The organism is Actibacterium sp. (assembly GCF_055134745.1).
This window is the reverse complement of the sequence record NZ_JBSRVX010000052.1, coordinates 23,322-50,115: the sequence shown is the minus strand read 5'-3', so window position 1 is coordinate 50,115 and position 26,794 is coordinate 23,322. Positions and strand designations below refer to the sequence as shown.

Below are 26,794 nucleotides of genomic sequence, written 5' to 3'. Positions count from 1 at the left end.
CTGTATGAACGGGCGCAGTGACAGGGGGCATTCATGCTGATCCGCGCAATTCTGGGGCGCAAGCCCATCACTAGGCTGACAATGACCCCGCCGCAGGCACAGCCGGGGCGGGCGGGGCTGGCGCTGGTGCTGATCGTGCGCAACGAGGCGCGTCATATCGGGGAATGGGCGGCGTTTCACCGGGCGGCGGGCGTGGCCCATGTCATCGTCTATGACAATGGCTGCACCGATGACACGATTTCGGTTCTGCGCGGTGCGCTGGGCGATGCGCTGACGGTTCTGCCCTGGGATCAGAAGCTGTATGATGCCAGCACCGGGCGCGAATTGCACAATCAGGTTCTGGCCTATGCCCATGCGATCCGCAATTTCGGCGGGCGGTTCCGCTGGATGGCCTGTATAGACGCCGATGAATTTCTGGTGCCAAAGCAGGCCGACAGCCTGGATCAGGCGCTGGCCCATCTGGAGGGCTGCGGGTCGGTGTCGCTGCCCTGGCACAATTTCGGGCGTTGCGGTCATCAGATGATCCCGCCGGGCGGCGTGATCGACAATTATACCCTGCGCGCGGCCGATCCGGTCAGCGGGGCGCGGGGGGTGACGAATTTCAAGACCATCGTCGACCCCACGCGGGTGACGTCGGTCAAGGTGCACAGCTATGAGATCGACGGCCAGCCCGTCACCTGGAACGACAGGGGGCAGGCGGGCACGCTGAAGGATCGCGCGACGCGGGCCTTCTATTCGGCCGATCATGTGCAGTTGAATCATTACTACAGCCGCTCGGAACAGGAATTGGCCACCAAGATCGCGCGCGGGTCGAACCAGACGGTCCAGGCCGCGCGCCACGCCGCCCGCGTGCGCCGGAACGTCGCCAATATCGAGGCCGACACCGTCGAAGACCGCAGCGCGCAGGAATTCATCCGCCGAATCGCGCAGCATCAGGGATGAAACGTCCCTGAAACGGCACATGCTGCGCTTTTTGTCGCCGCAATTTGCGGACAATTCTGCACGATAATATCCCCTGTGGCTTGGAAGGAGCGACACAGGATGTTCAAGTCAAGAATGACACGGCCAATCAGGCTGCCCGCTTTTGTGGTATCGGAAGACGGGGCGGTGACGGCCGACATGGTTGTTCTTATGGCCGGCGCGGTGGCGCTGGGTATTGCCGTGGGCAGCACCGTCAGCCTTGGCGCGGCCGATCTGTCGAACAAGACCTCGGGCGAGCTTGGCGCGATCACGGTTTCGTCGCAGGGCAATGGCGGGTCGTCGGGCGCGGGATTTTCCGGCACCTCGGCCCCGGGGCCGGGCGGGCAGGGCAATTCCGGCGCGGATACATCGGATACATCTGGCGACGAGAGCACCGCACAAGGCGGCGATGATGACGGCGGCAGCGGCATATCCGATACGTCCGATGGCGGCGGGCAGTCGGACAAGGGCAAGTCGGACAAGGTGAAATCCGACAATGACGCTGCCAAGTCCGGCAAGAATAAGTTCTGGAAATGGGGCAACAAGGGCAAGGGCGACTGATCCCGATCCCAGCCGGCCCTGCCTTGGTCTTGTGTGCTAACCTGTCTGCGTTTAGACGATGGGAAAGCACAAAACCAACCGGGGGGCATCATGACACGGGCATTCGTATTTCCGGGGCAAGGCGCGCAGACGATCGGCATGGGCCGCGATCTGGCGCTGGCCTATCCTGCGGCCAGGGCCGTGTTCGACGAAGTGGACGCCGCCCTTGGCGAAAACCTGTCGGCGCTGATCTGGGAGGGCGCGCAGGATGAGCTGACGCTGACCGCCAATGCCCAGCCTGCGCTTATGGCCACGTCGCTGGCCGCGTTGCGGGCGCTGGATTCTGAAGGCGTGTCAATCTCGGCGGCATCTTATGTGGCGGGCCATTCGCTGGGCGAATATTCGGCACTGGCCGCCGCCGGGGCGCTGAGCATATCCGACGCTGCCCGCCTGTTGCGCATCCGGGGGGCCGCGATGCAGGCCGCCGTGCCGGTCGGGGTGGGGGCGATGGCCGCCGTGCTGGGGCTGGATCTGGCCGCGGTGCAGGATGTGGCCGAACGCGCCGCCCGGGCCACGGGGCAGGTCTGTCAGGCTGCCAATGACAATGATCCCGCGCAAGTCGTGGTGTCGGGTCACAAGGCCGCCGTGGAAAAGGCCGCCGAGCTGGCGAAAGAGGCCGGGGCCAAGCGCGCGCTGTTGCTGCCGGTCTCGGCCCCGTTCCATTGCGCGCTGATGGAACCCGCCGCGCGTGTTATGGCCGAGGCCCTGGATGACGTGAATATTCGCGAACCTGTTGTGCCGCTGGTGGCCAATGTGCGCGCCAGTGCGGTCAGCGATGCGGGGCTGATCCGGTCGCTGTTGGTCGAACAGGTCACAGGCGCCGTGCGCTGGCGGGAATCGGTGCAATGGATGGTCGGTCACGGTGTCGACGAATTCTGGGAAATCGGGGCGGGCAAGGCGCTGTCAGGCATGATCCGGCGCATCGAGAAAGCGGCGACCTGTGTCGCCATCGGCACGCCTGAAGAAGTGCGCGCCGCCGCGCAAAGCATGCAATAGGGGTTGTAAATGTTTGAACTTACCGGAAAGTCTGCGCTGATCACCGGCGCATCGGGCGGCATTGGCGGGGCGATCGCCCGCGCGCTGCACGCCCAGGGCGCAACCGTGGGCCTGTCGGGCACGCGCGAGGCGCCGCTGGCGGACCTGGCCGCCGATCTGGGCGAACGGGTGCATGTGCTGCCCTGCGATCTGGGCGACGCAGCGGCACTGGCCGAACTGCCCAAACAGGCCGCCGCCGCGATGGGCGCGGTCGATATTCTGGTCAACAATGCCGGGATCACGCGCGACAACCTGTTCATGCGCATGTCGGATGACGAATGGGACAGCGTGATCGACGTGAACCTGACCGCCGCGATGCGGCTGTGTCGAGGTGTATTGCGCGGCATGATGAAGGCGCGCTGGGGCCGGATCGTGAATATCACCTCTGTCGTGGGCGCGACCGGAAATCCCGGTCAGGGCAATTATGCCGCCGCCAAGGCAGGGCTGGTCGGCATGTCGAAATCATTGGCCTATGAGGTCGCCAGCCGGGGCATCACCGTGAACTGCGTGGCGCCCGGTTTCATCACCACGGCGATGACCGACAAGCTGACCGAGGACCAGAAGGCCAGGATCCTGACGCAGGTGCCCGCAGGCCGCATGGGCATGCCCGAAGAGATCGGCGGCGCGGTTGCCTATCTGGCCAGCACCGAGGCCGCCTATGTCACCGGGACCACGCTGCATGTGAACGGCGGAATGGCGATGATCTGACCAGATGCGGCAACTGCGGCGAAAGCGTTTGCCTTGGCTTGGCGATATGCTATAGGCGGCGGAGATTTCGCCGCCGAGCTGCCCGCGGGCCCGGCATGAAGAGGTCCGAGGGACCAGCAGCAAGAACGGGCCAGAGCCCGGCATTAATGAGGATTTGATATGAGCGACATCGCAGATCGCGTTAAAAAGATCGTTGTCGAGCACCTGGGTGTGGACGAAGACAAGGTCGTTGAAAACGCTTCCTTCATCGACGATCTGGGCGCAGACAGCCTGGACACAGTCGAACTGGTCATGGCTTTCGAGGAAGAATTCGGGATCGAAATTCCCGATGACGCCGCCGAAACCATCCAGACCTTTGGTGATGCGGTGAAGTTCATCACGGAAGCGTCGTAAACGACCCTTCCTGGTTTGAATTTAAAACGGCGCCCTGTGAAAAGGGTGCCGTTTTTATTTGGCCGATCGCCTGGCCCTGGCTGACGGAAGCCTTCGGCGAGAGTATTTGCGCCAAGAAGATGGGGCGGAGCGGTTCGGTGCGTCGGTCTGAGATTGGGGCAGGCGCAAAAACCGCCGGCGGTTTTGCATGCTCTTGCCCCTCTTGGCAAAACCACGGTATCACGGCAGGGTCAGAAGACGGCAGGAGGAGCGGCAGATGCGGCGTGTGGTGGTCACGGGGCTGGGGATGGTTTCCCCATTGGCATGCGGTGTGGATGAAACCTGGAAGCGCCTGCTTGCCGGACAGTCGGGCGCCGGGCTGATCACGCGTTTTGACGCCAGCAATGTCGTGACCAAATATGCCTGTGAAATCCCCTATGGCGATGGCAGCGACGGCACTTTCAACCCCGATGACTGGATGGAGCCGAAAGAGCGGCGCAAGGTGGATGATTTCATCCTGTATGGCATGGCCGCAGCCCAGCAGGCCATCGAGGATTCCGGCTGGATGCCCGAAGGTGCGCATGATCGCGAACGCACCGGCGTGATGATCGGGGCGGGGATCGGCGGGCTGAATTCCATCGCCGAGACGGCCGTTCTGATCAAGGAACGCGGGCCCAAGCGGGTTTCGCCGTTTTTCATTCCCGGCGCGCTGATCAACCTGATTTCCGGCCAGGTCAGCATCCGCTATGGGTTCAAGGGGCCGAACCATGCAGTGGTCACCGCCTGTTCGACCGGGGCGCATGCCATTGGCGATGCTGCCCGGCTGATCCAGTGGGAAGATGCCGATGTGATGATCGCGGGCGGTGCGGAAAGCCCGATATCTGAGATTGGCATTGCCGGGTTCAATGCCTGCAAGGCCCTGTCGACCAAGCGCGAGGATGACCCGACCAAGGCCAGCCGCCCCTATGACGCCGATCGCGACGGGTTCGTGATGGGTGAGGGCGCGGGCGTGGTCGTGCTGGAGGAATACGAACATGCCAAGGCGCGCGGCGCCAAGATTTATGCCGAGATCCTGGGCTATGGCCTGTCGGGCGATGCCTATCACATCACCGCACCCAGCGAGAGCGGCGAGGGCGCCGAGCGGTCGATGCGGGCGGCGCTGAAGCGGGCGGGGTTGCAGCCCTCGGCGGTGGACTACATCAATGCGCATGGCACATCGACCATGGCCGATGTGATTGAACTGGCCGCGGTCGAGCGGATGCTGGGCAATGCGGCGGCCAAGGCCACAATGTCATCGACGAAATCGTCGATCGGGCATCTGCTGGGGGCCGCGGGCGCGGTTGAGGCGATCTTTTCGATCCTGGCGATCCGCGACCAGATCGCGCCGCCGACGATCAACCTGGACAATCCGGCGGTGGAGCCGGTTCTTGACCTGGCCGCGAATGCGCCGGTCAAGCGTGAAATCAACGTGGCGCTGTCCAATTCCTTTGGGTTCGGGGGCACCAATGCCTCGCTTGTGATGGGGCGGGTCGAGGGCTGATGTGGCGCAGCATTGCCTCGAACGCGCTGACGCTGTTTGTCGTGCTGCTGCTGATCGCTGGCGGCGCGGTGATCTGGGCCAAGGGGCAATATACCGGCCCCGGGCCGCTGGAAGAGGCAATCTGCCTGCGGGTGCCGCAGGGCGCCACGATGCGACGGGTATCGGATGATCTGGCGGCGCAGGGCGCGATTTCCAGCAAGGTCATTTTCGGCGCGGGCGCTGATTACAGCAAGAAAAGCGGATTGCTGAAGGCGGGCAGCTATCTGGTGGCGCCGGGCGCGTCGATGGACCAGATTGTCGATCAGGTCACGCGTGGCGGCCGGTCGACCTGCGGCACAGAGGTGAATTTCCGCATCGGCATTCTGACGGCCGAGATTCAGGTGCGCGAGCTGGACCCGACAAGCAATCGCTTTGTCGAGGTGGTCGCCTTTGACCCCGGCACGGGCGAGCTTCCCGAACCCTACCAGGCCGTCGTTGCCGATGCCGGCACCCGCTATCGCGTGACGTTGGCCGAGGGCGTGACCAGCTGGCAGGTGGTCGAGGAGCTGAAGCAGGCCGAATTCCTGAGCGGGACAGTGGAGGAGACGCCGGCCGAGGGCAGCCTGTCGCCTGAAAGTTATGAGGTGGTGCGCGGGGCGGATCGGGCTGAACTGATCGGCCGGATGCAGGCCAATCAGGCCGCGGTGCTGGCCGAGCTTTGGCAGGGGCGGACCGAAGGTCTGCCGCTGGAGACGCCCGAGCAGGCGCTGGTTCTGGCGTCGATCGTGGAAAAGGAAACCGGCGTGCCCGAGGAGCGCGGGCAGGTGGCCAGCGTCTTTGTAAACCGGCTGCGCGAGGGGATCGCGCTGCAGACCGATCCGGCGGTGATTTACGGGATCACCCTTGGGAAGGGCGCGTTGGGGCGCGGGTTGCGGCAAAGTGAACTGCGCCGTGAAACCCCCTATAACACTTATGTCATCAATGGTTTGCCGCCGACGCCGATCGCCAATCCGGGGCGGGCGGCGATCGAGGCGGCGCTGAACCCCGACAACACGCCCTATCTGTATTTCGTGGCTGATGGCACCGGGGGCCATGCCTTTGCCACCACCCTGGCAGAGCATAACCAGAACGTCGCGCGCTGGCGCAAGATCGAGGCCGAGCGCAACGCGCAATAGTGCCACAATGCCCGGCCGCAGATCCGTTTTGGCCGGGGCCTGCGGCGCGGGTATTTGTGCCAAGAATAAGGGGTGACGACCGTAACGATACGTTAACCCATTGGTAATAATAAACTTCTTGACTTTGCGGACGGTCCCGGATACATCTTGGGGCATGCTAGATGAAGTGGGCAAGCGGCACGGGGGGCACCCCCGGCGCCGCTTTTTCATTTCGCTCGTGCGGAGTGCATGAGAGGCGGGCAAAAACCATATGACGGCAATTTTTCCCCAGGGGGATCAGACGGCTCGGGCGGTGCTCGAGGTGGCAGAGAAGCATTTCCAGCGCGCGATCCTGTCGCTGGACGGGCTGATTGATCAGGTCTGCGCAACCGAACCGGCGCGCGCGAAAGAGCTCAAAGGGGCCATGGCCGATATGACCAGGGCGCTGCAGACAGCCTTTGACGAAAGGAAGAAACTTGAAAAGCAGTTGGAAACAGAAGGCGGCGGAGCAGCCGGATATGCCTTCGATTTTGCAGCCGCAAGGGCTGAGATCGGGGGCAAACTGGATCGCTTGCGCGCCGCCGCAGGTGCAACAGGACTTCCTGAACAGCCTGGATGAAAACGCGCTGATGTCACTGCCCTGGCTGTTCGATTTCTGGGCGATGCCGCATCAGATTCCGCCCGAGGGCAACTGGCGGGCCTGGGTGATCCTGGGCGGGCTCGGGGCGGGCAAGACACGCGCCGGGGCCGAATGGGTGCGCGCCCAGGTCGAAGGATCACGCCCGGGCGATCCGGGCGCGGCGCGGCGCGTGGCGCTGGTGGGGGAAACCATCGACCAGGCGCGCGAGGTGATGATCTTTGGCGACAGCGGCATCCTGGCCTGCTCGCCCCCCGATCGCCGCCCGCAATGGGAGGCCACGCGCCGCCGGCTGGTCTGGCCGAACGGGGCGGTGGCACAGGTGTTTTCCGCCCATGATCCCGACAGCCTGCGCGGGCCGCAATTCGATGCGGCCTGGGTCGATGAGCTGGCAAAATGGAAAAAGGGCGAAGAGGCCTGGGACATGCTGCAATTCGGGCTGCGGCTGGGGGTCAATCCGCGGGTCTGCGTGACGACGACGCCGAAAAACGTCGCCGTTCTGAAATCGCTGCTGGCCAGCCCGTCGACGGCAGTGACCCATGCCCCGACCGAGGCGAACCGCGCCAATCTGGCGGCCTCGTTCCTGGACGAGGTCCGCCGCCGATATGCCGGAACCCGGCAGGGGCGGCAGGAATTGCAGGGCGAATTATTGGAAGATGCCGAAGGCGCGCTGTGGACCCAGGGCGCGCTCGATGCCGGGCGGCTTGATACCTGCCCGCTGCTCGACCGGATCGTGGTGGCGGTGGACCCGCCGGTGACGGGCCATGCCGGGTCGGACGAATGCGGTATTTTGGTGGTGGGCGCGCGGGTTCAGGGCAACCCGGCCGACTGGCGGGCGGTGGTGCTGGAAGATGCCAGTGTCGCTGCCGCATCGCCCACCACCTGGGCGCGCGCCGCGATCGACGCGATGGCGCGCCACGGGGCCGAACGGCTGGTGGCCGAGGTCAATCAGGGCGGCGATCTGGTCGAAAGCGTGATCCGCCAGATCGACCCGCTGGTGCCGTTCCGCGCACTGCGCGCAACGCGCGGCAAGACCGCGCGCGCCGAACCGGTGGCCGCGCTTTACGAACAGGGGCGCGTGGCGCATCTGCGCGGCTTGGGCAAGCTGGAAGACCAGATGTGCCAGATGACGGCGCAGGGCTTTCGCGGGCGGGGCAGTCCGGACCGGGTCGATGCGCTGGTCTGGGCGATCCACGAGCTGATGATCGAACCGGCGGCCCATTGGCGCAGGCCGGGCATCCGCAGCCTCTGACAGGCTTATTCTTGACGGAAATACCCCGGGGGGTTCGGGGGGCTGGCCCCCCGTCCGGCCGGGCTGTGGCCGCGAAACGGTATCAAGGAGCACTCTATGGGTATCAATATCTTTCGCCGCGCGCCCATCCAGGCGCCGGAACAAAAGGCCAGCGCCACCGGACCGGTGATCGCCTGGGCGGGTGCCGGGCGGGTGGCATGGTCGCCGCGCGACACGGTTTCGCTGACCAGATCCGGGTTCGCGGGCAATCCGGTCGGGTTCCGGTCGGTCAAGCTGATCGCCGAGGCGGCGGCGGCGCTGCCGCTGGTCTGTCAGGACAGCGACCGGCGCTATGACGTTCACCCGGTGATGGAACTGATCCGCCGTCCCAATGCCGCGCAGGGCCGGGCGGAACTGCTTGAGGCGCTGTTCGGCCAGCTTTTGCTGTCGGGCAATGCCTATCTGGAGGCCGTGGGCGGTGAGGCAGGATTGCCGTCCGAGCTGCATGTGCTGCGCTCGGACCGGCTCAGCCTGATCCCGGGTGCCGATGGCTGGCCGGTGGCGTATGATTATACCGTCGGCGCGCGCAAGCACCGGTTCGACATGACCGGGGCGGTGCCGCCGATCTGCCATATCAAGACCTTTCATCCGCAGGACGATCACTATGGCCTGTCGCCGATGCAGGCGGCGGCGACCGCGCTTGATGTGCATAACGCCGCCAGCCGCTGGTCCAAGGCGCTGCTGGACAATGCCGCACGGCCATCGGGCGCGATCATCTATCGCGGCGCGGACGGGCAGGGCAGCCTGACCGAGGAACAATATGCCCGCCTGCAGGACGAGATGCTGTCCTATCATCAGGGCGCGGCGAATGCGGGGCGGCCGATGCTGCTGGAAGGCGGGCTGGACTGGAAACCGATGGGGTTCAGCCCCAGCGACATGGAGTTTCAGAAGACCAAGGAATCGGCGGCGCGTGAAATCGCCGTCGCGTTCGGAGTGCCGCCGATGCTGCTGGGCATCCCCGGGGACGCGACCTATGCCAATTATCAGGAAGCCAACCGGGCGTTCTACCGTCTGACCGTGCTGCCGCTGGCGACCAAGGTTGCCGCATCAGTGTCGGATTTCCTGAGCCGCTTTGCCGGTGAACTGGTCGAATTGCGGCCCGATCTGGATCAGGTGCCCGCACTGGCCGCCGAACGCGATTCGCATTGGCGCCGGATCAGCGAGGCCGATTTCCTGACCCAGGCCGAAAAACGCGCCCTGCTGGGACTGCCAAAGCTGGCAGAGGATGCATGAGCGGGGACGGCGCGCGCAGCGGGTCGCGCTATCTCTATGCCCCGTTCGAGGTCGCCAACGCCCGGATCGACGCGAATGAGCGGGTCTTGCAGGAACGCTGGGCCGCGCTGGAATACCGGCTGGGCCTGATCGAGGCCAGCCAGGAACGGGTCGAACGGCGGCTGTGGCTGGCGGTTTACGGCGTGGTGGCGGTGGTGCTGTCGCAGGGCGTCACATCGCTGTTGGCTGTGGTGCCATGAAGGAGAGGCAGATGGATTACGATCAAGGGCTGGAGATGAAATTCTGCAGCACGGACAGTATATTGACGGTCACGGATGATGCAGTGGTCGAAGGATATGCGTCGCTGTTCGGCAAGCCCGACCAGGGCGGCGATATCGTGCAGGCCGGGGCCTATGCCGCATCGCTGGCGGCGCTGAAACGGGCCGGGCGCAGCGTCAAGATGCTGTGGCAGCACGACCCCGCCCAACCCATCGGCATCTGGGACGAGGTGCGCGAGGACGGGCGCGGGTTGTTCGTCAGGGGCCGCCTGTTGACCGATGTGGCGCGGGGCCGCGAGGCGGCGGCACTGATCGCGGCGGGGGCGATTGACGGGCTGTCGATCGGATACCGCACCAAACGGGCCGAAAAGGACGCGGGCGGACGCCGCCTGCTGAGCGAGCTGGAGCTTTGGGAAGTGTCGCTGGTGACGTTCCCGATGCTTCCCGAGGCGCGGGTGGCGGCCAAGGCGGATGATCCCGCCGAGGCCTTGCTGCGCGAGATGGCGGAGGCCTTTGACGGCGCCCGCCGGGTGTTGGCCGGCAATCAAGGGCCGGTGTGACCGACGTTTTGACAGGATCAATCACATGACAAAGAGCGAGACCAAATCCGCGGGCGGCACGACACCCGCGGCCGAGGTGACGGCAGCCCTTGGTGGGTTCTTGAGCGAATTCAAGACCTTTCAGGGTGATATCAAGACCAGACTTCAACAACAGGAAGAGCGACTGACCATGCTGGATCGAAAATCCCATATCACCGGGCGTCCCGCCCTTTCGACCGCGACCGAGATCGCCGCGCCGCATCAAAAGGCCTTTGCCGCCTATCTGCGGTCGGGCGATGACGATGGCCTGCGCGGGCTGGAAATCGAAGGCAAGGGCATGACCACGACCGTTGCCAGCGATGGCGGCTTTCTGGTCGATCCGCAGACGGCGGCCACGATCAAGGGCGTGCTGAATTCGACCGCCTCGATCCGGTCGATCGCGCAGGTGGTCCAGGTTCAGGCCACGTCCTTTGACGTGCTGGTGGACCATACCGATATCGGGTCTGGCTGGGCCACGGAAACCGCCAACCAGATCGAAACCGCCACGCCGCAGATCGACCGCGTGACCATTCCGCTGCATGAGCTGTCGGCGATGCCCAAGGTCAGCCAGCGCCTGCTGGATGACAGCGCGTTCGATATCGAAACCTGGCTGGCGGAACGCATCGCCGACCGGTTTTCGCGCGCCGAGGCGACCGCGTTCATCAGCGGCGACGGTATCGACAAGCCCAAGGGGTTTTTGGCGCATCCGATGGTGGATGACGCGGTCTGGGCCTGGGGCAATATGGGGTATATCCCCACCGGCACGGATGGCGATTTCGATGCGCTGGCGCCGTCGGATGCGATCCTTGACCTGGTCTATGCGCTGGGCGCGGAATACCGGGCGGGGGCGTCTTTCGTGATGAATTCGCGCACCGCTGGTGCGGTTCGCAAGATGAAGGATGCCGATGGCCGCTTCTTGTGGTCCGACGGTCTGGCCGCCGGTGAACCCGCGCGTCTGCTGGGCTATCCGGTGCTGATCGCCGAAGACATGCCCGATATCGCGTCGGGTGCCGTTGCGATGGCGTTTGGCGATTTCCATGCCGGTTACACGGTCGCCGAACGCCCCGATCTGCGCGTGCTGCGCGATCCGTTCAGCGCCAAGCCGCATGTGCTGTTCTATGCGACCAAGCGGGTGGGCGGCGATGTCAGCGATTTCGCGGCGATCAAGCTGCTGAAATTCAGCATCTCGTAAGCGTTTGGGATGGGTCGTTCGGGGAACCGGGCGGCCCTGGCGCGCGCCGGGAACCTGCATGTTGTCTAGCTGCTCCCTCCGTCCGAGCAACATGCCGGGGCGCGCGCCAATCTGAGCGGCAGGGGCGATTTTCGGAGAATGCACATGATGTTGACCGAGCTGACGACAGTGCCGGGCACGGCGCTGCCGGTTGCACAATTGCGCGATCATCTGCGGTTGGGCACCGGCTTTGCCGATGACGGGGCCAGCGATGCGCTGCTAGAGGCGATCCTGCGGGCGGCGACTGCCGCGATCGAAGGGCGCACTGGCAAGGTGTTGATAACGCGCGGCTTTTTGTGGTCGCTGCGGGCCTGGCGTGACCTGGGGCGGCAGGCATTGCCGGTGGCACCGGTGACGCTGATTTCGGCGGTCACGATATATGACCGGCAGGGGGCCCCGATCGTGATCGACCCCACGGCATACCGGCTGGAGAAAGACACGCATCGCCCGCGACTGGCCACCGATGGCAGTCTGCCGGTGATCCCGCTGGGCGGGCGTGTCGAGATCGGGTTCGAGGCCGGGTTTGGGGCGGCCTGGGATCAGGTGCCCGAGGATCTGGCGCAGGCAGTGTTGCTGCTGGCCGGTCATTACCACGAACACCGGACCGAGGCCGCCTTTGGCGCGGGCGGGATGCCCTTTGGCGTTCTGGCCCTGCTGGAACGCTGGCGCACGGTGCGGATGCTGGGTGGGGGTGCGGCATGAGGGCGGCACCCAAACTGGCACGCCAGTTGGTGCTGGAGGCCCCCCAGCGGGTGGCCGACGGCGCGGGCGGCTTTGTTGAAAGCTGGGCCGTGCTGGGGCGGCTTTGGGCCGAGATCAAACCGGGCGCGGGGCGTGAACGCGCGGGCGAGTTCGCCGCGCTGAGCCGCGTGACCTGGCGCATCACCGTGCGCGGTGCGCCGGTGGGCGCGCCATCGCGGCCCAAGCCCGATCAGCGGTTTCGCGACGGCGCGCGGGTGTTTCGCATTCTGGCGGTGGCCGAACGCGATGTTCTGGGCCGCTATCTGACCTGTTTCGCCGAAGAGGAGGATGCCGCATGAGCTATGGCGCATCGGCCGCCTTGCAGGCGGCGGTTTATCAGCAATTGGCGAATGATCCGGTGCTGGGCGCGCTGGTGGGGGCCGCGATCTATGACGCGCCACCGCCGGGGCCCTTGCCGGACCTTTATATCAGCCTGGGCCCCGAAGAGGTGCGCGAGCGCGCCGACAAGACGGGCCGCGGTGCGTTGCATGTGTTCACGGTCAGCGTGGTGACGGCGGCGGCCGGATTTTCCGGCGCCAAGGCGGCCGCGGTGGCGGTGTCGGACGCGCTGGACAATGCGGGCCTGGTATTGGCGCGCGGCGTGCTGGTGAGCCTGAATTTCGACCGTGCGCGGGCGCGGCGGGTGGAAGACGGCGATGTGCGCCGGATCGACCTGACGTTTCGTGCGCGCATTGACGACCAATAACCCCAAAGCGGAGTGAGCGTGATGACAGCGCAGAATGGCAAAGACCTTTTGATCAAGATCGACCTGACCGGCGGCGGACAGTTCACCACGATGGCGGGGCTGCGCGCCACGCGCATCAGCTTCAACGCCGAACAGGTGGATGTGACCAGCCTGGAAAGCCAGGGGGGCTGGCGTGAATTGCTGGGGGGCGCGGGGGTGAAATCCGCGTCCATTTCGGGATCGGGCGTGTTCAAGGATGACGCGACAGACGAGCGCGCGCGCCAGATCTTTTTCGGCGGCCAGACCCCGAATTTTCAGGTGATCATCCCCGATTTCGGTATCGTCGAGGGCGCGTTTCAGATCGGGTCGATCGAATATGCCGGCAGCCATAACGGCGAGGCGACCTATGAGCTGTCGATGGCATCGGCGGGCGCGCTGAATTTCACGGCGATCTGATGGCGAACCCTTATGCGGGCGAGGTGGCGCTGGTGCTGGATGGCCAGCGCCATGTGCTGAAGCTGACGCTGGGGGCGTTGGCGGAACTGGAAACGGCGCTGGGCGCGGACAGTCTGATCGCGCTGATCGAGCGGTTCGAGGGCGGGCGCTATGCCAGCCGCGATGTGCTGGCGCTGTTGCTGGCGGGGCTGCGCGGCGGCGGCTGGACAGGCTCGCCCGCCGATCTGGCCCGCGCCGAGATCGCGGGCGGGCCGGTGGGGGCGGCGCAGGTGGCGGCACAACTGCTGTCGCGCGCCTTTACGGTGCCGGGCGATGACGCGGTTTGACTGGCCCGGCCTGATGCGGGCCGGGCTGGTGGGGCTGCGCCTGACGCCGGCGCAATTCTGGGCGCTGAGCCCGGCGGAATTGCTGATGATGCTGGGTCACGGGCGCGGGTCGGCGGCGCTGAACCGGGCGCGGCTGGACGAGCTGGCGGCGGCCTTTCCTGACATATCGGAGGATGAATGATGGCGGATCTGGGCGATCTGGGCAGTTTCGAGGACGGCGTGACGGCGCTGGGCGAAAGCCTGGGCAATGCGCGCGCGGTCACGGCGGCGTTTGATCTGGAGCTGGTGCGGATGCGCGACAGCGTCACGCTGACCAGCCGCGAGGTCGGCACGCTGTCACGCGCCATTGGCCGGGGGCTGCGGGGCGCGTTTGACGGGCTGGTTTTTGACGGGCTGAAACTGTCCGACGCGCTGCGCCAGGTCGGCCAGTCGATCAGTGCGGCGGCCTATAATGCGGCGATCACCCCGGTGCAGAACCATTTCGGCGACCTGATCGCCAGGGGGATCGAGGGCATCGTGGGCGGCCTGGTGCCGTTTGCCGCCGGGGCGGGGTTCACCCAAGGGCGGGTGATGCCCTTTGCCAGTGGCGGTGTGGTCGGCGGTCCGACCTATTTCCCGATGCGCGGCGGTGCCGGTCTGATGGGCGAGGCCGGGCCAGAGGCGATCATGCCGCTGTCGCGCGGCGCTGACGGGCGGCTGGGCGTGCGCAGCGCGGGCGGGGCGCGGCCCGTGCAGGTGGTGATGAATATCACGACGCCCGATGTGCAGGGGTTTGCGCGGTCGCAATCCCAGATCGCGGCGCAGATGGCGCGCGCGCTGGGGCGCGGACAGCGTAACGGCTGAGGCGGGGCGGGGGGCTGTCTGCCCCCCGGATGCCTGCGGCATCTCCCCCCGAGAGTATTTTGGCCAAGAAGAGCGGGAAGCACCCGGCATGTGTTTGTGGGTGATCGTTTCGACACAGGAGGCATGAGCGATGAATTTTCATGAGGTGCGGTTTCCGGCCAATCTGAGCTTTGGCTCGGTCGGCGGGCCGGAGCGGCGGACCGAGATCGTGACGCTAGCCAACGGGTATGAAGAGCGCAACACGCCCTGGGAACACGCGCGCCGGCGCTATGATGCGGGTGTGGGCATGCGATCGCTGAACGATGTCGAGGCGCTGATTTCGTTTTTCGAGGCGCGGCGCGGGCAGCTTTACGGCTTTCGCTGGAAGGACTGGTCGGATTTCAAATCGGGATTGCCGCTGGATGACGTGGCCTTTGACGACCAGCGGATCGCGGTGGGTGATGGCGTGACCAGGGTGTTTCAGCTGACCAAGACCTATGCCTCGGGCGGTGTCGATTATGTGCGGCCCATCACCAAGCCGGTGGCGGGCACGGTGCGCCTGGGGGTTGAGGGTGATCCGCAGGTGGAAAGCATTCATTTCACAGTTGATACCATGACAGGGCTGATCACGCTGAGCGATGCGCCCGATATGGGAGCGGTGGTGAGTGCGGGGTTTGAATTTGATGTGCCGGTGCGGTTTGACACCGACAGTATCCAGACCTCGGTCGCGTCGTTCCGGGCGGGCGATGCGCCGCGGGTGCCGGTTGTCGAGGTGCGGGTATGAGCGCGGATGCGGCGGCCCTGATGGGGCATCTGGCGGGCGGGGTCACGACGCTGTGCCGGTGCTGGCTGGTGGTGCGAACGGATGGAACGCAGATGGGGTTTACCGACCATGATACCGATCTGCTGTTCGACGGTATCCGGTTTCGTGCCGATACCGGCATGACCGCCCGCGCGCTGAGCCAGACCAGCGGTCTGTCGGTCGACAATACCGAGGCGATTGGCGCGCTGAGCGACGCGGGACTGCGCGAGGCCGATATTCTGGCGGGCCGCTTTGACGGGGCGCAGGTGCGCGCCTGGCTGGTCAACTGGGCCGACCCGGCGCAGCGGATGTTGCAGTTTGCCGGATCGCTGGGCGAGATCACGCGGGTGGAGGGCACCTTCCAGGCGGAGCTGCGCGGGCTGACCGAGGCGTTGAACCAGCCGCAGGGCTTTGTCTATCAGAAGGCGTGTTCGGCGGTTCTGGGCGATGAGCGCTGCGGCTTCGATCTGGAGCAACCTGGCTTTGCGGTTCAGATCGCGGCAGAGCAGATCGAAGACGAGCGCGTCCTGCGCTTTGCCGCTCTGGACGGGTTTGCGCCACGCTGGTTTGAAGGCGGGCGGTTGCGTGTGCTGGGCGGGGCGGCGGCCGGATTGGTCGGGATCATCAAGAACGACCGCTATGACAATGGTGCGCGTGTGGTCGAGCTATGGGAAGGCCTGCGTGCGGGGCTGGTGGCGGGCGATGATCTGCGGCTGGAGGCAGGCTGTGACAAGCGCGCCGAGACATGTCGGATAAAGTTCAGCAATTTCAACAATTTTCGTGGGTTTCCGCATGTTCCGGGCGAGGGTTGGATCGCCAGCTATCCGGTGTCGGGCGGCGCCAATGACGGCGGGAGCATGAACGGATGAGCGATCTGGCCATCCTTGCCCTGAGCGAGGCGCGCGGATGGATCGGCACGCCCTTCGTGCATCGGGCCTCGTGCCGGGGGGGCGGGGCCGATTGCCTGGGTCTGCTGCGTGGCGTGTGGCGGGTGATATATGGCGCCGAACCCGCGCCCTTGCCGGCCTATGGGCCTGACTGGGCCGAGACGGGCGCGGATGAGGTGTTATGGCGCGCGCTGGCCGCACGGATGCGCGACAAGCCACTGGAGAGTGGCGCGCCGGGCGATGTGATCCTGTTTCGGATGCGCGACAGGGGCGTGGCCAAGCATCTGGGTGTTCAGGGACATGTCGGGGCAAAGGCCAGTTTCGTGCATGCCTATGGCGGGCATGGGGTGGTGGAAAGCCCCCTGAGCCGCCCCTGGGCGCGGCGCATCGTGGCGCGATTTGAATTTTCGGAAAGGGGCTGAAGCATGGCGACGATTGTTCTGTCGGCGGTCGGAGCGGCTGTGGGGGCGTCGATTGGCGGCTCGGTCGCGGGCTTGTCCAGCGTTGTGATCGGGCGCGCGATCGGGGCCACCCTGGGCCAGGTGATCGACCAGAAGCTGCTGGGGGCGGGATCGGGGGCGGTGGAAACCCGGCGGATCGACCGGTTCCGGCTGGCCAGCGCCAGCGAGGGCGCGCCGGTAGAGCGCGTCGTGGGTCGGGTGCGGCTGGGCGGCCAGGTGATCTGGTCGTCACGGTTCAGGGAAAGCACAAGCGTGAGCGGGGGCGGCAAGACCTCGGGGCCACGTGTGACAAGCTATAGCTATTCGGTCAGCCTGGCGGTGGCGCTGGGCCAGGGGCCGATCACGCGGGTCGGGCGGATCTGGGCAGATGGAATGGAGCTGCCGCCCGATCAGATCGTGATGCGGGTTTACACCGGGACCGAAGACCAGTTGCCCGATCCGCGCATCGAGGCCATCGAAGGGGCGGGAATGGCACCGGCCTATCGCGGGCTGGCCTATGTGGTGATCGAAGATCTGGATCTGGCGCCGTTCGGCAACCGCGTGCCGCAGTTTTCGTTCGAGGTGTTCCGGGCGGTGCCATCGGATGACCCGGCCAACCAAAGCCTGAGCGAGGTCGTGCAGGGTGTCGCGCTGATCCCCGGCACCGGGGAATATGCGCTGGCCACAACGCCGGTGCAATATGGCACGGGGTTGGGCGCGGGCGGATCGGCGAATGTGAATACGCCATCGGGCAAGACGGATTTCGCAACATCGCTGGAGATGCTGGATGAGGAATTGCCGCGCGCGGGTTCCGGTTTGCTGGTGGTCAGCTGGTTTGGCGATGATCTGCGCTGTGGCAGTTGCCAGGTGCAGCCCAAGGTGGAACAGGCGGGCGTCGATGGCGCGCCCATGCCCTGGGTCGTATCGGGCATCGGGCGCGGCGGCGCGGCGGTGGTGCCGCAGGATGGCGGCAATGTGGTTTACGGCGGCACACCGGCGGATGCGTCGGTGATCGAGGCAATCGCGGCCCTGCGCGCGGCGGGAAAAGAGGTGGTATTTTACCCCTTCATCCTGATGGATCAGCTGGCGGGCAACGGGCTGACCGACCCCTGGACCGGGGCAACCGATCAGCCGGTTCTGCCCTGGCGCGGGCGGATCACGGCGTCATTCGCGCCCGGTGTGGCCGGATCGCCCGATGGCAGCGCGCAGGCCGCAGCCGAGGTGGCGGCGTTTTTCGGCGCGGCGGCCCCGGGCGATTTCAGCGCGCAGGGCGGCACGGTGGTCTATACTGGCCCTGCGGAATGGTCGTTCCGGCGGTTCATTTTGCATTATGCGCATCTGTGCGTGGCCGCTGGCGGGGTTGATGCGTTCTGCATCGGGTCAGAGATGCGCGGGCTGACACAGTTGCGCGGCGCGAATGGCAGTTTTCCGGCGGTGGATGCGTTGCGCGCCCTGGCCGCCGATGTGCGCGCCATTCTGGGGGCAGGGGTCAGGATCACCTATGCCGCCGACTGGTCTGAATATTTCGGATATCAGCCGGCCGACGGATCGGGGGATGTGTATTTTCATCTGGACCCGCTGTGGGCCGATCCCAATATCGACTGTATCGGCATCGACAATTACATGCCGCTGTCGGACTGGCGCGATGGCGAGGATCACGCCGATGCGGGATGGGGGGCGATTTATGCGCTGGACTATCTGCAGGCCAATATCGAGGGCGGCGAGGGCTATGACTGGTATTACCCGTCCGATGCCGCCGCCGCCGCCCAGCGGCGCGTGCCGATCAGCGACGGGGCCCATGGCGAAGACTGGGTGTTCCGGTTCAAGGATATCCGCAACTGGTGGCTGAACGACCATCATGAACGTATCGGCGGGGTGCGGCAGGCCGCGCCGACGCCTTGGGTGCCGCAATCGAAACCGGTGTGGTTCACCGAATACGGCTGTGCGGCCATCGACAAGGGCACCAATCAGCCCAACCGGTTTCTGGATGCCAAATCGTCGGAATCGGGATTGCCGGCCTGGTCTTCGGGCGTGCGCGACGACCTGATACAGGGGCAATACCTGCGGGCGGTCAACGCCTATTGGGGTGATCCTGCGCGCAACCCGGTGTCTGATATCTATGGCGGGCCGATGATCGATATGGGCCGGGCGCATGTCTGGGCCTGGGATACCCGGCCTTTCCCGCATTTTCCGGGCAATGCCACGCTGTGGGCGGATGCGGCGAATTACGCCCGCGGGCACTGGCTGAACGGGCGGGTCATGGCGCAAACTTTGGCCGCCGTGGTGGCCGAGATTTGCGCCCAGGCCGGGGTGGTTGATGTTGATGTGAGCCGCTTGTTCGGGCTGGTGCGCGGCTATTCCCTGACCGAGGTCGAGGGTGCGCGGGCGGCCTTGCAGCCGCTGATGCTGGCCTATGGGTTCGATGCGGTGGAGCGCGATGGCATGCTGCGGTTTCAGAACCGGACGGGCGGTATGGCCCGCGATGTCGACCTTGCGCGGCTGGCGGTCACCGGTGAGGGCGGCGATTTCGAGACCATCCGCGCGCCGCAAGCCGAAACAGCCGGACGGGTCCGGCTGAACTTCATCGAGGCCGAAGGCGAGTATGAGACACGCGCCGCCGAGGCGATCTTCCCGGACGAGGTCAGCCAGGCGGTATCGGTATCGGAACTGCCGCTGGTGCTGACGGCATCCGAGGGTCGGCGCATCGCCGAGCGTTGGCTGGCCGAGGCCCGCGTGGCACGGGACCGGGCCCGGTTTGCGCTGCCGCTGTCGCGCATCGACCTGGGTGCGGGGGATGTGGTGCGCGTGGATATGGGCGCGGGATCCGCATTGTATCGGCTGGACCGGGTGGAACAGGGCAGTGCGCGCATGATCGAGGCGGTGCGCGTGGAGCCGGGCATATATGTGCCGTCAGACGCGGTCGAGGAACGGGTGCCATTGCAACCTTTTGTTGCGCCGGTGCCGGTTTATCCGGTGTTTCTGGACCTGCCGCTGTTGACCGGGGCCGAGGTGGACCATGCGCCGCATCTGGCGGTGACGGCCACGCCATGGCCCGGATCGGTGGCGGTGTATTCGGCGGCGCAAGACAATGGTTATGCGCTGAACACCACCATTACACGCCGATCGGTGATCGGGCTGACGCAAACGCCGTTGCTGCGCGCCGAACCCGGCCGCTGGGATCGTGGCAGCGTGTTGCGGGTGCGGGTTTACGGCGGTGCCCTGGCGGCGGCCGATCCCGATATGGTGTTGAACGGGGCCAATCTGGCGGCGATCGGCGACGGGTCGGCAGCGGGCTGGGAACTGGTGCAGTTCGCGGATGCGGTTCTGGTGGCGCCGGGCACCTATGAGTTGCGGATGCTGTTGCGCGGGCAGGCGGGCAGCGATGGCGCGATGCCCGATGCCTGGCCGGTGGGCAGCCATTTCGTGCTGTTGGATGGCGGGCCGGCGCAGGTGGCGCTGGCGCAGGGCGACCGGGGGTTGGCGCGGCATTACCGGATCGGGCCGGCGGGGCGGGCCTATGACGATGCGTCCTATATCCACCGTGTCGATGCCTTTGACGGGATCGGGCTGCGCCCGCTTTCTCCGTGCCATTTGCGGGCGCGCGCATCGGGCGGCGATATCGGCATCAGCTGGGTGCGGCGCACGCGGATTGATGGCGACAGCTGGGCCGGGCTGGACGTGCCGCTGGGCGAGGCGTCTGAACAATATCTGCTGCGGCTGCGCGACGGGGGCGGCGCATTGCTGCGCGAGGTGACGGTTGGCGCACCGGGATGGACCTATGATGCCGCGATGCAGGCGGCAGACGGGGCAATTGTTCCATTCGTTATAGAAGTTGCGCAGATATCAGAGCGCTTTGGCCCGGGATTGTTTGAAAGGATCACGTTCAATGGATGAGACAGGCGTATTGCAACTGCCGCTGGTGCAACCCGCACAGGCGCAGAAACATGTGACCGTGAACGAGGCGCTGCTGCGGCTTGACGGGATGGTGCAACTGCGGTTGCGCGGGCTGGATGTGACCCTGCCCCCTGTGACCGCGCAGGAGGGCGATTGTTATGCCGTGCCGCCCGGCGCGGTCAATCAATGGGCCGGGCATGAGGGCGAGGTGGCGATTTTTGCCGGGGGCGGCTGGGTCTTTGCCACGCCGCAGATCGGCTGGCGCGGCTGGGATGTCACGCTGCACGAAGAGGTGGTGTTCGACGGCACGGCATGGATTGCCGGGGCTGCGGCATTGTCACCCAAGGGGGCAGGCACGCTGTTTCGGGTGCTGGAATTCACGCATGATCTGGTGTCCGGAGCAACCAACGCAACCGCGATCACGATCCCGTCGCATGCGATGGTGTTCGGGGTGACGGCGCGGGTGGTCACGACCATCACCGGCAGTCTGAGCGGCTGGCGCCTGGGCGCGGATGGATCGGATAACCGGTTCGGGCAGGGGCTGGGCCTGACGGCGGGATCTTATGCCAGGGGGGTGCTGGGCACGCCGTTGACCGGCTATGCGCCGCTGCCGCTGGATCTGAGCGCCGAGGGCGGCAGTTTCGCAGGCGGGCAGGTGCGGCTGGCGGTGCATTACCTGGAACTGACGCTGCCGGGGGTCTAGGCGATGCGGCCTGTGCTGCATGGCGATGTGGTGGCGGCGGCGCGGGCGCTGCTGCCCCTGCCGCCGTTCCTGCGGGCCGAGGCGCTGCGCCAGATGCTGGACATGGCCGGGGCGGCGGATGCCTATCGCAAGCGGTTCGGGCGGCGGCATGCCGCCTGGGGGGACGGATCGCTGATGGGGGTTGTGACACGTCCGCGCGGGCCAGAGCCGTTTCTCGACGATGCGGAGTATTGCCGCTGTCTGGCGCTGGTCTTTGACGCGCTGGTGCGCTGGCGGGTGATGCAGGCGGGGCGATCAGGCCCGGCAATGTCACAATCGCGGCAGCAATGATGTTCAATTTGCCCTTGGCGCCCTATCTGGTGTATCGTGATCGGAACATCAAAGGAAACCATCATGGCCGAAACCCGCGTGAAACTGGCAAGCATCGATCCGGTCTGGGGCCGGATCTGTGACGAGGCCGAACAGGCGATCCGTGACGAGCCGCTGCTGGGCGGGCTGATCCATTCGGGCATCCTGCACCACAAGACGCTGGAAGCGGCGCTGTCATACCGGCTGTCGCTGAAGCTGTCATCGGGCGAGATGCCGGGCCAGTTGCTGCGCGAGATCGCCGACGGGGCCTATGCCGCCGAACCGGCATTGGCCGAGGCGGCACGCGCCGATCTGGTGGCGGTGTTCGACCGTGATCCGGCCTGCCATCGGTATCTGCAGCCCTTGCTTTATTTCAAAGGCTATCAGGCGATGCAGGCCTATCGGGTCGGGCACTGGATGTGGACACAGGGCCGGCATGATCTGGCCTATTTCATCCAGATGCGGGTGTCGGAAATGTTCGGGGTCGATATTCATCCCGCCGCGCGGATTGGCAAGGGGATCATGATCGACCATGCCCATTCGATCGTGATCGGGGAAACCGCGGTGGTCGGCGACAATGTGTCGATGCTGCATGCGGTGACGCTGGGCGGGACGGGTAAGGAAGATCAGGACCGCCACCCCAAGATCGGCGACGGTGTGCTGATCGGGGCCGGGGCCAAGGTGCTGGGTAATATAACGGTGGGCTGCTGTTCGCGGATCGCCGCCGGATCGGTTGTGCTGGAGGATGTGCCGCCCGATACCACGGTGGCAGGGGTGCCGGCCAAGGTCGTGGGCAAGGCGGGTTGCGCCCAACCATCGGTGATGATGGACCAGTTGCTGCCCTGCGGCGGGTGAGGGAACGATTTTTCTGCGAAAAATCGCGCCTTCGGCGAGAGTATTTTTACCAAGAAGATGATGGATGCGCCCCCCTTGCGGGGCGCATTTTTTGTTCAGGCGAGCATCGCCATCGGGTTTTCCAGATTGTCGACGATGGCCTGCAACAGTTCGGCCCCCAGCGCGCCGTCGATCACGCGGTGATCGACCGACAGGGTGACGGACATTACCGTGGCGATCATGATCTGGTCATCCGCGCCCACCACCGGTTTTTTCACGCCCGCGCCCACGGCCAGGATCGCGCCATGCGGCGGGTTGATGACCGCGTCGAAATTGTCGATGCCGAACATGCCCAGGTTGGAGACGGCAAAGCTGCCCCCCTGATATTCATGGGGGGCCAGTTTGCGAGTGCGGGCGCGGGCGGCGAGGTCTTTCATTTCGGTGGAAAGTTGCGACAGAGATTTGGTGTCGGAATCGCGCAGAACGGGGGTGAAGAGCCCGCCTTCGACCGCGACGGCCACCGCCACGTCAGAGGGTTTGAGTTGCAGGATGCGGTCGCCGGCCCAGACGGCATTGGCGGCGGGCACCTGTTGCAGGGCCAGCGCGCAGGCCTTGATGATGAAATCGTTGACCGAGAGTTTCACGCCGCGCTTTTCAAGCTGCTTGTTCAACTGGGCGCGGAAGGCCAGCAGATCGTCGATGCGGATATCGCGGCGCAGGTAGAAATGCGGGATGGTCTGTTTGGCCTCGGTCAGGCGGGCGGCGATGATCTTGCGCATGCCGTCGAGCTTGATTTCGGTAGCGTCGCGGTCGGCATACATTTTCAGCACGGTATCGGTGGCCGGGCCGGTGGGCATGACGGCGGCCACGGTTGCGGCTTTGGCCGGGGCGGGGCCGGGTTTGGCGCCTTCGATATCGGCCTTGACGATGCGGCCATGCGGGCCGGTGCCGGTGATGCTGGCCAGGTCGATGCCTTTGGATTTGGCCAGACGGCGGGCGAGCGGCGAGGCAAGGATGCGTTTGCCTGATTTCGCAGCGACCGGGGCTGGCGGGGCCATTTTGGCCGGTTTGGGTGCGGCACCGGGTGCCGGTTTTTGGGCCGGTGCGGGGTCTGCCTTGGCTTTGGGGGCCGGGCTGTCGGCGCTTTCGCCATCCACCAGCAGGGTGGCGATGGCGGTGTTGACCTTAATGCCTTCGGTGCCTTCGGCCACCAGCAATTCGCCGATGGTGCCGTCATCGACGGCCTCGAACTCCATTGTGGCCTTGTCGGTTTCGATCTCGGCGAGCAGATCGCCGGAACTGACCGTATCGCCGGGTTTGACCAGCCATTTGGCCAGGGTGCCTTCCTCCATCGTGGGGGACAGCGCGGGCATCAGAATTTCGGTTGGCATGGCTGTCTCTCCTTACCGATAAGTCACCTGATGGACGGCGTCGACCACTTCGGCGGTCGTCACCAGCGCCAGTTTTTCCAGATTGGCGGCATAGGGCATTGGCACGTCCTTGCCGGTGCAGTTCAGGACCGGCGCATCCAGATCATCGAAGGCGTGGGTCATGATATAGGCCGACAGGTGGTTGCCGATGGCGCCGACGGGAAAGCCTTCCTCGACCGTGACGCAGCGGTTGGTCTTTTTCACCGATGTCAGCAGCGTGTCATAGTCGATGGGGCGCAGCGAGCGCAGGTCGATCACCTCGGCTGATATACCGTCTTTGGCAAGGATATCAGCGGCTTCCAGCGCATAGGTCATGCCGATGCCAAAGCTGATGAGGGTGACATCGGTGCCTGTGCGCCAGATGCGCGCCTTGCCGATGGGCACGGTGAAATCGTCGATCTGCGGCACGTCGAAGGATTTGCCATAGAGGATTTCGTTTTCCAGGAAGATCACCGGGTTGGGGTCGCGAATGGCCGATTTCAGCAGGCCCTTGGCATCGTCGGCGGCAAAGGGCATCACGACCTTCAGCCCCGGAACATGGGCATACCAGGCGGCGTAATCCTGGGAATGCTGGGCGCCGACGCGGGCGGCGGCACCATTTGGGCCGCGAAACACCATCGGCGCGCCCATCTGGCCGCCGGACATATACAGCGTCTTGGCGGCCGAGTTGATGATCTGATCCATCGCCTGCATGGCAAAGTTGAAGGTCATGAATTCGACGATGGGGCGCAGGCCGCCAAAGGCGGCGCCGACAGCGATGCCGGCAAAGCCGTGTTCGGTGATCGGCGTGTCGATCACCCGTTTGGGCCCGAATTCATCCAGCAGGCCCTGACTGATCTTATAGGCGCCCTGATATTCGCCGACCTCCTCGCCCATCAGGAACACGGTATTATCGGCGCGCATTTCTTCGGCCATCGCTTCGCGCAGGGCTTCGCGCACGGTCATGGATTTCACGGCGGTGCCGGGGGGGATGTCGATTTCGGGGGCGGGGGCGCTTGGCGCGGCGGATGCCGGGGCCGGTTCCACGCTGGCCGGTTTGGCGGCCTTGGGGGCCGGGCTGTCGGCGCCATCGCCATCCATCAGCAGTGTGGCGATGGCGGTGTTGACCTTGATGGCTTCGGTGCCCTCGGCCACCAGCAATTCGCCGATCACGCCGTCATCGACGGCCTCGAACTCCATCGTGGCCTTGTCGGTTTCGATTTCTGCCAGGATATCGCCCGATGACACGGTATCGCCGGGTTTGACCATCCATTTGGCCAGGGTGCCTTCCTCCATCGTGGGCGACAGCGCGGGCATCAGGATTTCGGTTGCCATTTCGTGTCTCCCTCAGGCCTGCGGCACTTCTGCGGCATAGATATCGGTGTAAAGCTGGTCCAGCGCCGGTTCGGGGCTGGCTTTGGCGAATTCGGCGGCTTCGTTCACCACGGCCTTGATATCCTTGTCGATGGCTTTCAGCTCGTCCTCGGTGGCGTGTTTGCCGGTCAGCAGCAGGTCGCGCACATGGTCGATGGCGTCGCGTTCCTCGCGCATTTTCTGGACCTCTTCGCGGGAACGGTACTTGGCGGGATCCGACATGGAATGGCCGCGATAGCGATAGGTCTTTATTTCCAGGATATAGGGGCCGTTTCCGGCGCGGCAGTGGGCGACGGCTTTGTCGCCGGCGGCTTTGACGGCCAGAACATCCATGCCGTCCACCGCCTCGCCGGGGATGCCATAGGCGGCGCCGCGTTCCCACATTGACGGCGATTTGGTCGACCGCTGAACGCTGGTGCCCATCGCATATTGGTTGTTTTCGATCACGAAGATCACCGGCAGATCCCACAATTCGGCCATGTTATAGGTTTCATAGACTTGGCCCTGATTGGCCGCGCCATCGCCGAAATAGGTGAAGGTCACGCGGTCATTGCCCTTGTATTTGTCCGACAGGGCCAGACCGGCGCCGATGGGCACCTGTGCGCCGACAATGCCATGGCCGCCGTAGAAATGCTTTTCCTTGGAAAACATGTGCATCGAGCCGCCCTTGCCGCGGCTGTATCCACCTTCGCGGCCGGTCAGTTCGGCCATCACGCCCTTGGGATCCATGCCGCAGGCCAGCATATGCCCGTGATCGCGGTAGGATGTCAGGCGCTTGTCGCCCTCGGATGCGGCGGCTTCCAGCCCGACGACGACAGCCTCTTGCCCGATATACAAATGGCAGAATCCGCCGATCAGACCCATGCCGTAAAGCTGGCCGGCTTTTTCCTCGAATCGCCGGATCATCAGCATGTCGCGGTAGAACTTAAGAAGGTCATCCTTGGAAGTATTTGATTTCACATCTGGTTTTCGCGCTGCCATGGTGCTGGTCCCGGATTGGTCTGAAAATTAGTTTAACGTTAAACTAATCATATCAAATCCGGCCGAGGATTTCGAGCCGAATTTCAGCGGCTTTGAAAATATGCGCGATAAGGGGGTAAGGGCTGTGTCGTATCTCTGGCTAGCGCACGACGATTTCGTCAGCGCGCAACAGGCCAAGGACATCGCGCGCCTGCTGATCCAGCAGGTCGATATCCAGATAGTCATCCGACAGCCGCCGGGTCAGGTTGCGCAGATCGGCCAGGGCGATCTCTAGCTCGGCCTTTTCGGCCTGCAGGGCCCGGGTTTCGGCCTGCACCTGAACCCGGCGAAACAACCCGTAATCACCCTGCACGGCGGCAAAGGTGAAATAGACCGACAGCAGGAAGCTGATGGCGAAATAGATGATCGTGCCCAGGGTCGGGCGGGTGCGCGGGGTGTTCATGTCATCTGCCTCATGCCGCCTCTTTCCGGGCGGGTGCAGCGATCATCGCATATGCGAATCGGGTTGTGAATCCCC

Annotated in this window: 31 protein-coding genes; 27 read left to right on the top strand and 4 right to left on the bottom strand. The window is 65.1% G+C overall.

Annotation, left to right across the window (positions count from 1 at the left end):
• Positions 1–33: 33 nt before the first annotated feature.
• The 27 genes from ACTCHC_RS11115 (at position 34) to cysE (ending at position 22,534) form a co-directional block, all read left to right on the top strand.
• On the top strand, positions 34–942 hold the full coding sequence (locus ACTCHC_RS11115; RefSeq protein ID WP_463022558.1) for a glycosyltransferase family 92 protein: 909 nt from the start codon (positions 34–36) through the stop codon (positions 940–942).
• A gap of 114 nt (positions 943–1,056) precedes the next feature.
• The gene (locus ACTCHC_RS11110) at positions 1,057–1,521 is read left to right on the top strand and encodes a hypothetical protein (protein WP_463022557.1); all 465 of its coding nucleotides are present in this window, start codon (positions 1,057–1,059) and stop codon (positions 1,519–1,521) included.
• A 90-nt stretch (positions 1,522–1,611) separates the two neighbouring features.
• Positions 1,612–2,556 (top strand): ACP S-malonyltransferase, encoded by a 945-nt coding sequence (fabD, locus tag ACTCHC_RS11105; RefSeq protein WP_463022556.1) that lies wholly within the window; start codon positions 1,612–1,614, stop codon positions 2,554–2,556.
• Positions 2,557–2,565: 9 nt separating this feature from the next.
• A complete protein-coding gene (gene fabG / locus ACTCHC_RS11100) occupies positions 2,566–3,303 on the top strand; it encodes a 3-oxoacyl-[acyl-carrier-protein] reductase (RefSeq protein ID WP_463022555.1) in 738 nt (245 codons plus the stop codon).
• Positions 3,304–3,462: 159 nt separating this feature from the next.
• Positions 3,463–3,696 carry an acyl carrier protein gene (locus tag ACTCHC_RS11095; RefSeq protein ID WP_463022554.1) on the top strand — a complete coding sequence of 78 codons (234 nt, stop codon included), beginning with the start codon at positions 3,463–3,465 and terminating at the stop codon, positions 3,694–3,696.
• A 256-nt stretch (positions 3,697–3,952) separates the two neighbouring features.
• A complete protein-coding gene (fabF, locus tag ACTCHC_RS11090) occupies positions 3,953–5,215 on the top strand; it encodes a beta-ketoacyl-ACP synthase II (RefSeq protein WP_463022553.1) in 1,263 nt (420 codons plus the stop codon).
• The gene (mltG, locus tag ACTCHC_RS11085; RefSeq protein ID WP_463022552.1) at positions 5,215–6,369 is read left to right on the top strand and encodes an endolytic transglycosylase MltG; all 1,155 of its coding nucleotides are present in this window, start codon (positions 5,215–5,217) and stop codon (positions 6,367–6,369) included. Before fabF ends, mltG begins: the two co-directional genes overlap by 1 nt.
• A 403-nt stretch (positions 6,370–6,772) precedes the next feature.
• Positions 6,773–6,967 carry a hypothetical protein gene (locus tag ACTCHC_RS11080; protein ID WP_463022588.1) on the top strand — a complete coding sequence of 65 codons (195 nt, stop codon included), beginning with the start codon at positions 6,773–6,775 and terminating at the stop codon, positions 6,965–6,967.
• Positions 6,894–8,237: a DNA-packaging protein gene (locus ACTCHC_RS11075; RefSeq protein ID WP_463022585.1), complete on the top strand. Its 1,344-nt coding sequence runs from the start codon at positions 6,894–6,896 to the stop codon at positions 8,235–8,237. Before ACTCHC_RS11080 ends, ACTCHC_RS11075 begins: the two co-directional genes overlap by 74 nt.
• A 96-nt stretch (positions 8,238–8,333) precedes the next feature.
• Positions 8,334–9,509, top strand: coding sequence for a phage portal protein (locus ACTCHC_RS11070; RefSeq protein WP_463022551.1), 1,176 nt, complete (start codon positions 8,334–8,336; stop codon positions 9,507–9,509).
• Complete coding sequence (locus tag ACTCHC_RS11065) at positions 9,506–9,748, top strand: GTA head formation protein, RCAP_rcc01685 family (protein ID WP_463022550.1); 243 nt, start codon at positions 9,506–9,508, stop codon at positions 9,746–9,748. The genes ACTCHC_RS11070 and ACTCHC_RS11065 overlap by 4 nt, the downstream gene beginning before the upstream one ends.
• Positions 9,749–9,759: 11 nt before the next feature.
• Positions 9,760–10,326, top strand: a complete 567-nt coding sequence (locus ACTCHC_RS11060) for an HK97 family phage prohead protease (RefSeq protein ID WP_463022549.1) — start codon at positions 9,760–9,762, stop codon at positions 10,324–10,326.
• A gap of 25 nt (positions 10,327–10,351) precedes the next feature.
• Positions 10,352–11,536 (top strand): phage major capsid protein, encoded by a 1,185-nt coding sequence (locus tag ACTCHC_RS11055; RefSeq protein WP_463022548.1) that lies wholly within the window; start codon positions 10,352–10,354, stop codon positions 11,534–11,536.
• A gap of 144 nt (positions 11,537–11,680) precedes the next feature.
• Entirely contained in the window at positions 11,681–12,277 is a 597-nt protein-coding gene (locus tag ACTCHC_RS11050) for a head-tail connector protein (protein ID WP_463022547.1), read from the top strand.
• Positions 12,274–12,615, top strand: a complete 342-nt coding sequence (locus ACTCHC_RS11045) for a head-tail adaptor protein (protein WP_463022546.1) — start codon at positions 12,274–12,276, stop codon at positions 12,613–12,615. The genes ACTCHC_RS11050 and ACTCHC_RS11045 overlap by 4 nt, the downstream gene beginning before the upstream one ends.
• Positions 12,612–13,022, top strand: a complete 411-nt coding sequence (locus tag ACTCHC_RS11040; RefSeq protein ID WP_463022545.1) for a DUF3168 domain-containing protein — start codon at positions 12,612–12,614, stop codon at positions 13,020–13,022. Before ACTCHC_RS11045 ends, ACTCHC_RS11040 begins: the two co-directional genes overlap by 4 nt.
• Before the next feature lie 21 nt (positions 13,023–13,043).
• Positions 13,044–13,457, top strand: coding sequence for a phage major tail protein, TP901-1 family (locus ACTCHC_RS11035; protein ID WP_463022544.1), 414 nt, complete (start codon positions 13,044–13,046; stop codon positions 13,455–13,457).
• Positions 13,457–13,783, top strand: coding sequence for a gene transfer agent family protein (locus tag ACTCHC_RS11030; RefSeq protein WP_463022543.1), 327 nt, complete (start codon positions 13,457–13,459; stop codon positions 13,781–13,783). Before ACTCHC_RS11035 ends, ACTCHC_RS11030 begins: the two co-directional genes overlap by 1 nt.
• A complete protein-coding gene (locus ACTCHC_RS11025; RefSeq protein WP_463022542.1) occupies positions 13,770–13,964 on the top strand; it encodes a rcc01693 family protein in 195 nt (64 codons plus the stop codon). The genes ACTCHC_RS11030 and ACTCHC_RS11025 overlap by 14 nt, the downstream gene beginning before the upstream one ends.
• A complete protein-coding gene (locus tag ACTCHC_RS11020) occupies positions 13,964–14,626 on the top strand; it encodes a phage tail tape measure protein (protein WP_463022584.1) in 663 nt (220 codons plus the stop codon). Before ACTCHC_RS11025 ends, ACTCHC_RS11020 begins: the two co-directional genes overlap by 1 nt.
• A 130-nt stretch (positions 14,627–14,756) precedes the next feature.
• Complete coding sequence (locus ACTCHC_RS11015; RefSeq protein ID WP_463022541.1) at positions 14,757–15,389, top strand: phage distal tail protein, Rcc01695 family; 633 nt, start codon at positions 14,757–14,759, stop codon at positions 15,387–15,389.
• Positions 15,386–16,276 (top strand): DUF2163 domain-containing protein, encoded by an 891-nt coding sequence (locus tag ACTCHC_RS11010; protein ID WP_463022540.1) that lies wholly within the window; start codon positions 15,386–15,388, stop codon positions 16,274–16,276. Before ACTCHC_RS11015 ends, ACTCHC_RS11010 begins: the two co-directional genes overlap by 4 nt.
• Positions 16,273–16,716 (top strand): C40 family peptidase, encoded by a 444-nt coding sequence (locus ACTCHC_RS11005; RefSeq protein ID WP_463022539.1) that lies wholly within the window; start codon positions 16,273–16,275, stop codon positions 16,714–16,716. The genes ACTCHC_RS11010 and ACTCHC_RS11005 overlap by 4 nt, the downstream gene beginning before the upstream one ends.
• A gap of 3 nt (positions 16,717–16,719) precedes the next feature.
• On the top strand, positions 16,720–20,628 hold the full coding sequence (locus ACTCHC_RS11000) for a baseplate multidomain protein megatron (RefSeq protein WP_463022538.1): 3,909 nt from the start codon (positions 16,720–16,722) through the stop codon (positions 20,626–20,628).
• On the top strand, positions 20,621–21,331 hold the full coding sequence (locus ACTCHC_RS10995) for a DUF2793 domain-containing protein (protein WP_463022537.1): 711 nt from the start codon (positions 20,621–20,623) through the stop codon (positions 21,329–21,331). Before ACTCHC_RS11000 ends, ACTCHC_RS10995 begins: the two co-directional genes overlap by 8 nt.
• Before the next feature lie 3 nt (positions 21,332–21,334).
• Positions 21,335–21,661, top strand: coding sequence for a DUF7742 family protein (locus ACTCHC_RS10990; RefSeq protein WP_463022536.1), 327 nt, complete (start codon positions 21,335–21,337; stop codon positions 21,659–21,661).
• A 63-nt stretch (positions 21,662–21,724) separates the two neighbouring features.
• Positions 21,725–22,534, top strand: coding sequence for a serine O-acetyltransferase (cysE, locus tag ACTCHC_RS10985; RefSeq protein WP_463022535.1), 810 nt, complete (start codon positions 21,725–21,727; stop codon positions 22,532–22,534).
• A 95-nt stretch (positions 22,535–22,629) separates the two neighbouring features.
• Here cysE and ACTCHC_RS10980 read toward each other — a convergent pair whose 3' ends face one another.
• From ACTCHC_RS10980 to ACTCHC_RS10965, 4 genes are all read right to left on the bottom strand, one after another.
• The gene (locus tag ACTCHC_RS10980; RefSeq protein ID WP_463022534.1) at positions 22,630–23,904 is read right to left on the bottom strand and encodes a pyruvate dehydrogenase complex dihydrolipoamide acetyltransferase; all 1,275 of its coding nucleotides are present in this window, start codon (positions 23,902–23,904) and stop codon (positions 22,630–22,632) included.
• Positions 23,905–23,916: 12 nt separating this feature from the next.
• Complete coding sequence (locus tag ACTCHC_RS10975) at positions 23,917–25,257, bottom strand: pyruvate dehydrogenase complex E1 component subunit beta (RefSeq protein WP_463022533.1); 1,341 nt, start codon at positions 25,255–25,257, stop codon at positions 23,917–23,919.
• A gap of 12 nt (positions 25,258–25,269) precedes the next feature.
• The gene (pdhA, locus tag ACTCHC_RS10970; RefSeq protein WP_463022532.1) at positions 25,270–26,277 is read right to left on the bottom strand and encodes a pyruvate dehydrogenase (acetyl-transferring) E1 component subunit alpha; all 1,008 of its coding nucleotides are present in this window, start codon (positions 26,275–26,277) and stop codon (positions 25,270–25,272) included.
• 139 nt (positions 26,278–26,416) lie between these two features.
• Positions 26,417–26,719 carry an FtsB family cell division protein gene (locus ACTCHC_RS10965; RefSeq protein WP_463022531.1) on the bottom strand — a complete coding sequence of 101 codons (303 nt, stop codon included), beginning with the start codon at positions 26,717–26,719 and terminating at the stop codon, positions 26,417–26,419.
• Positions 26,720–26,794 lie beyond the last annotated feature (75 nt).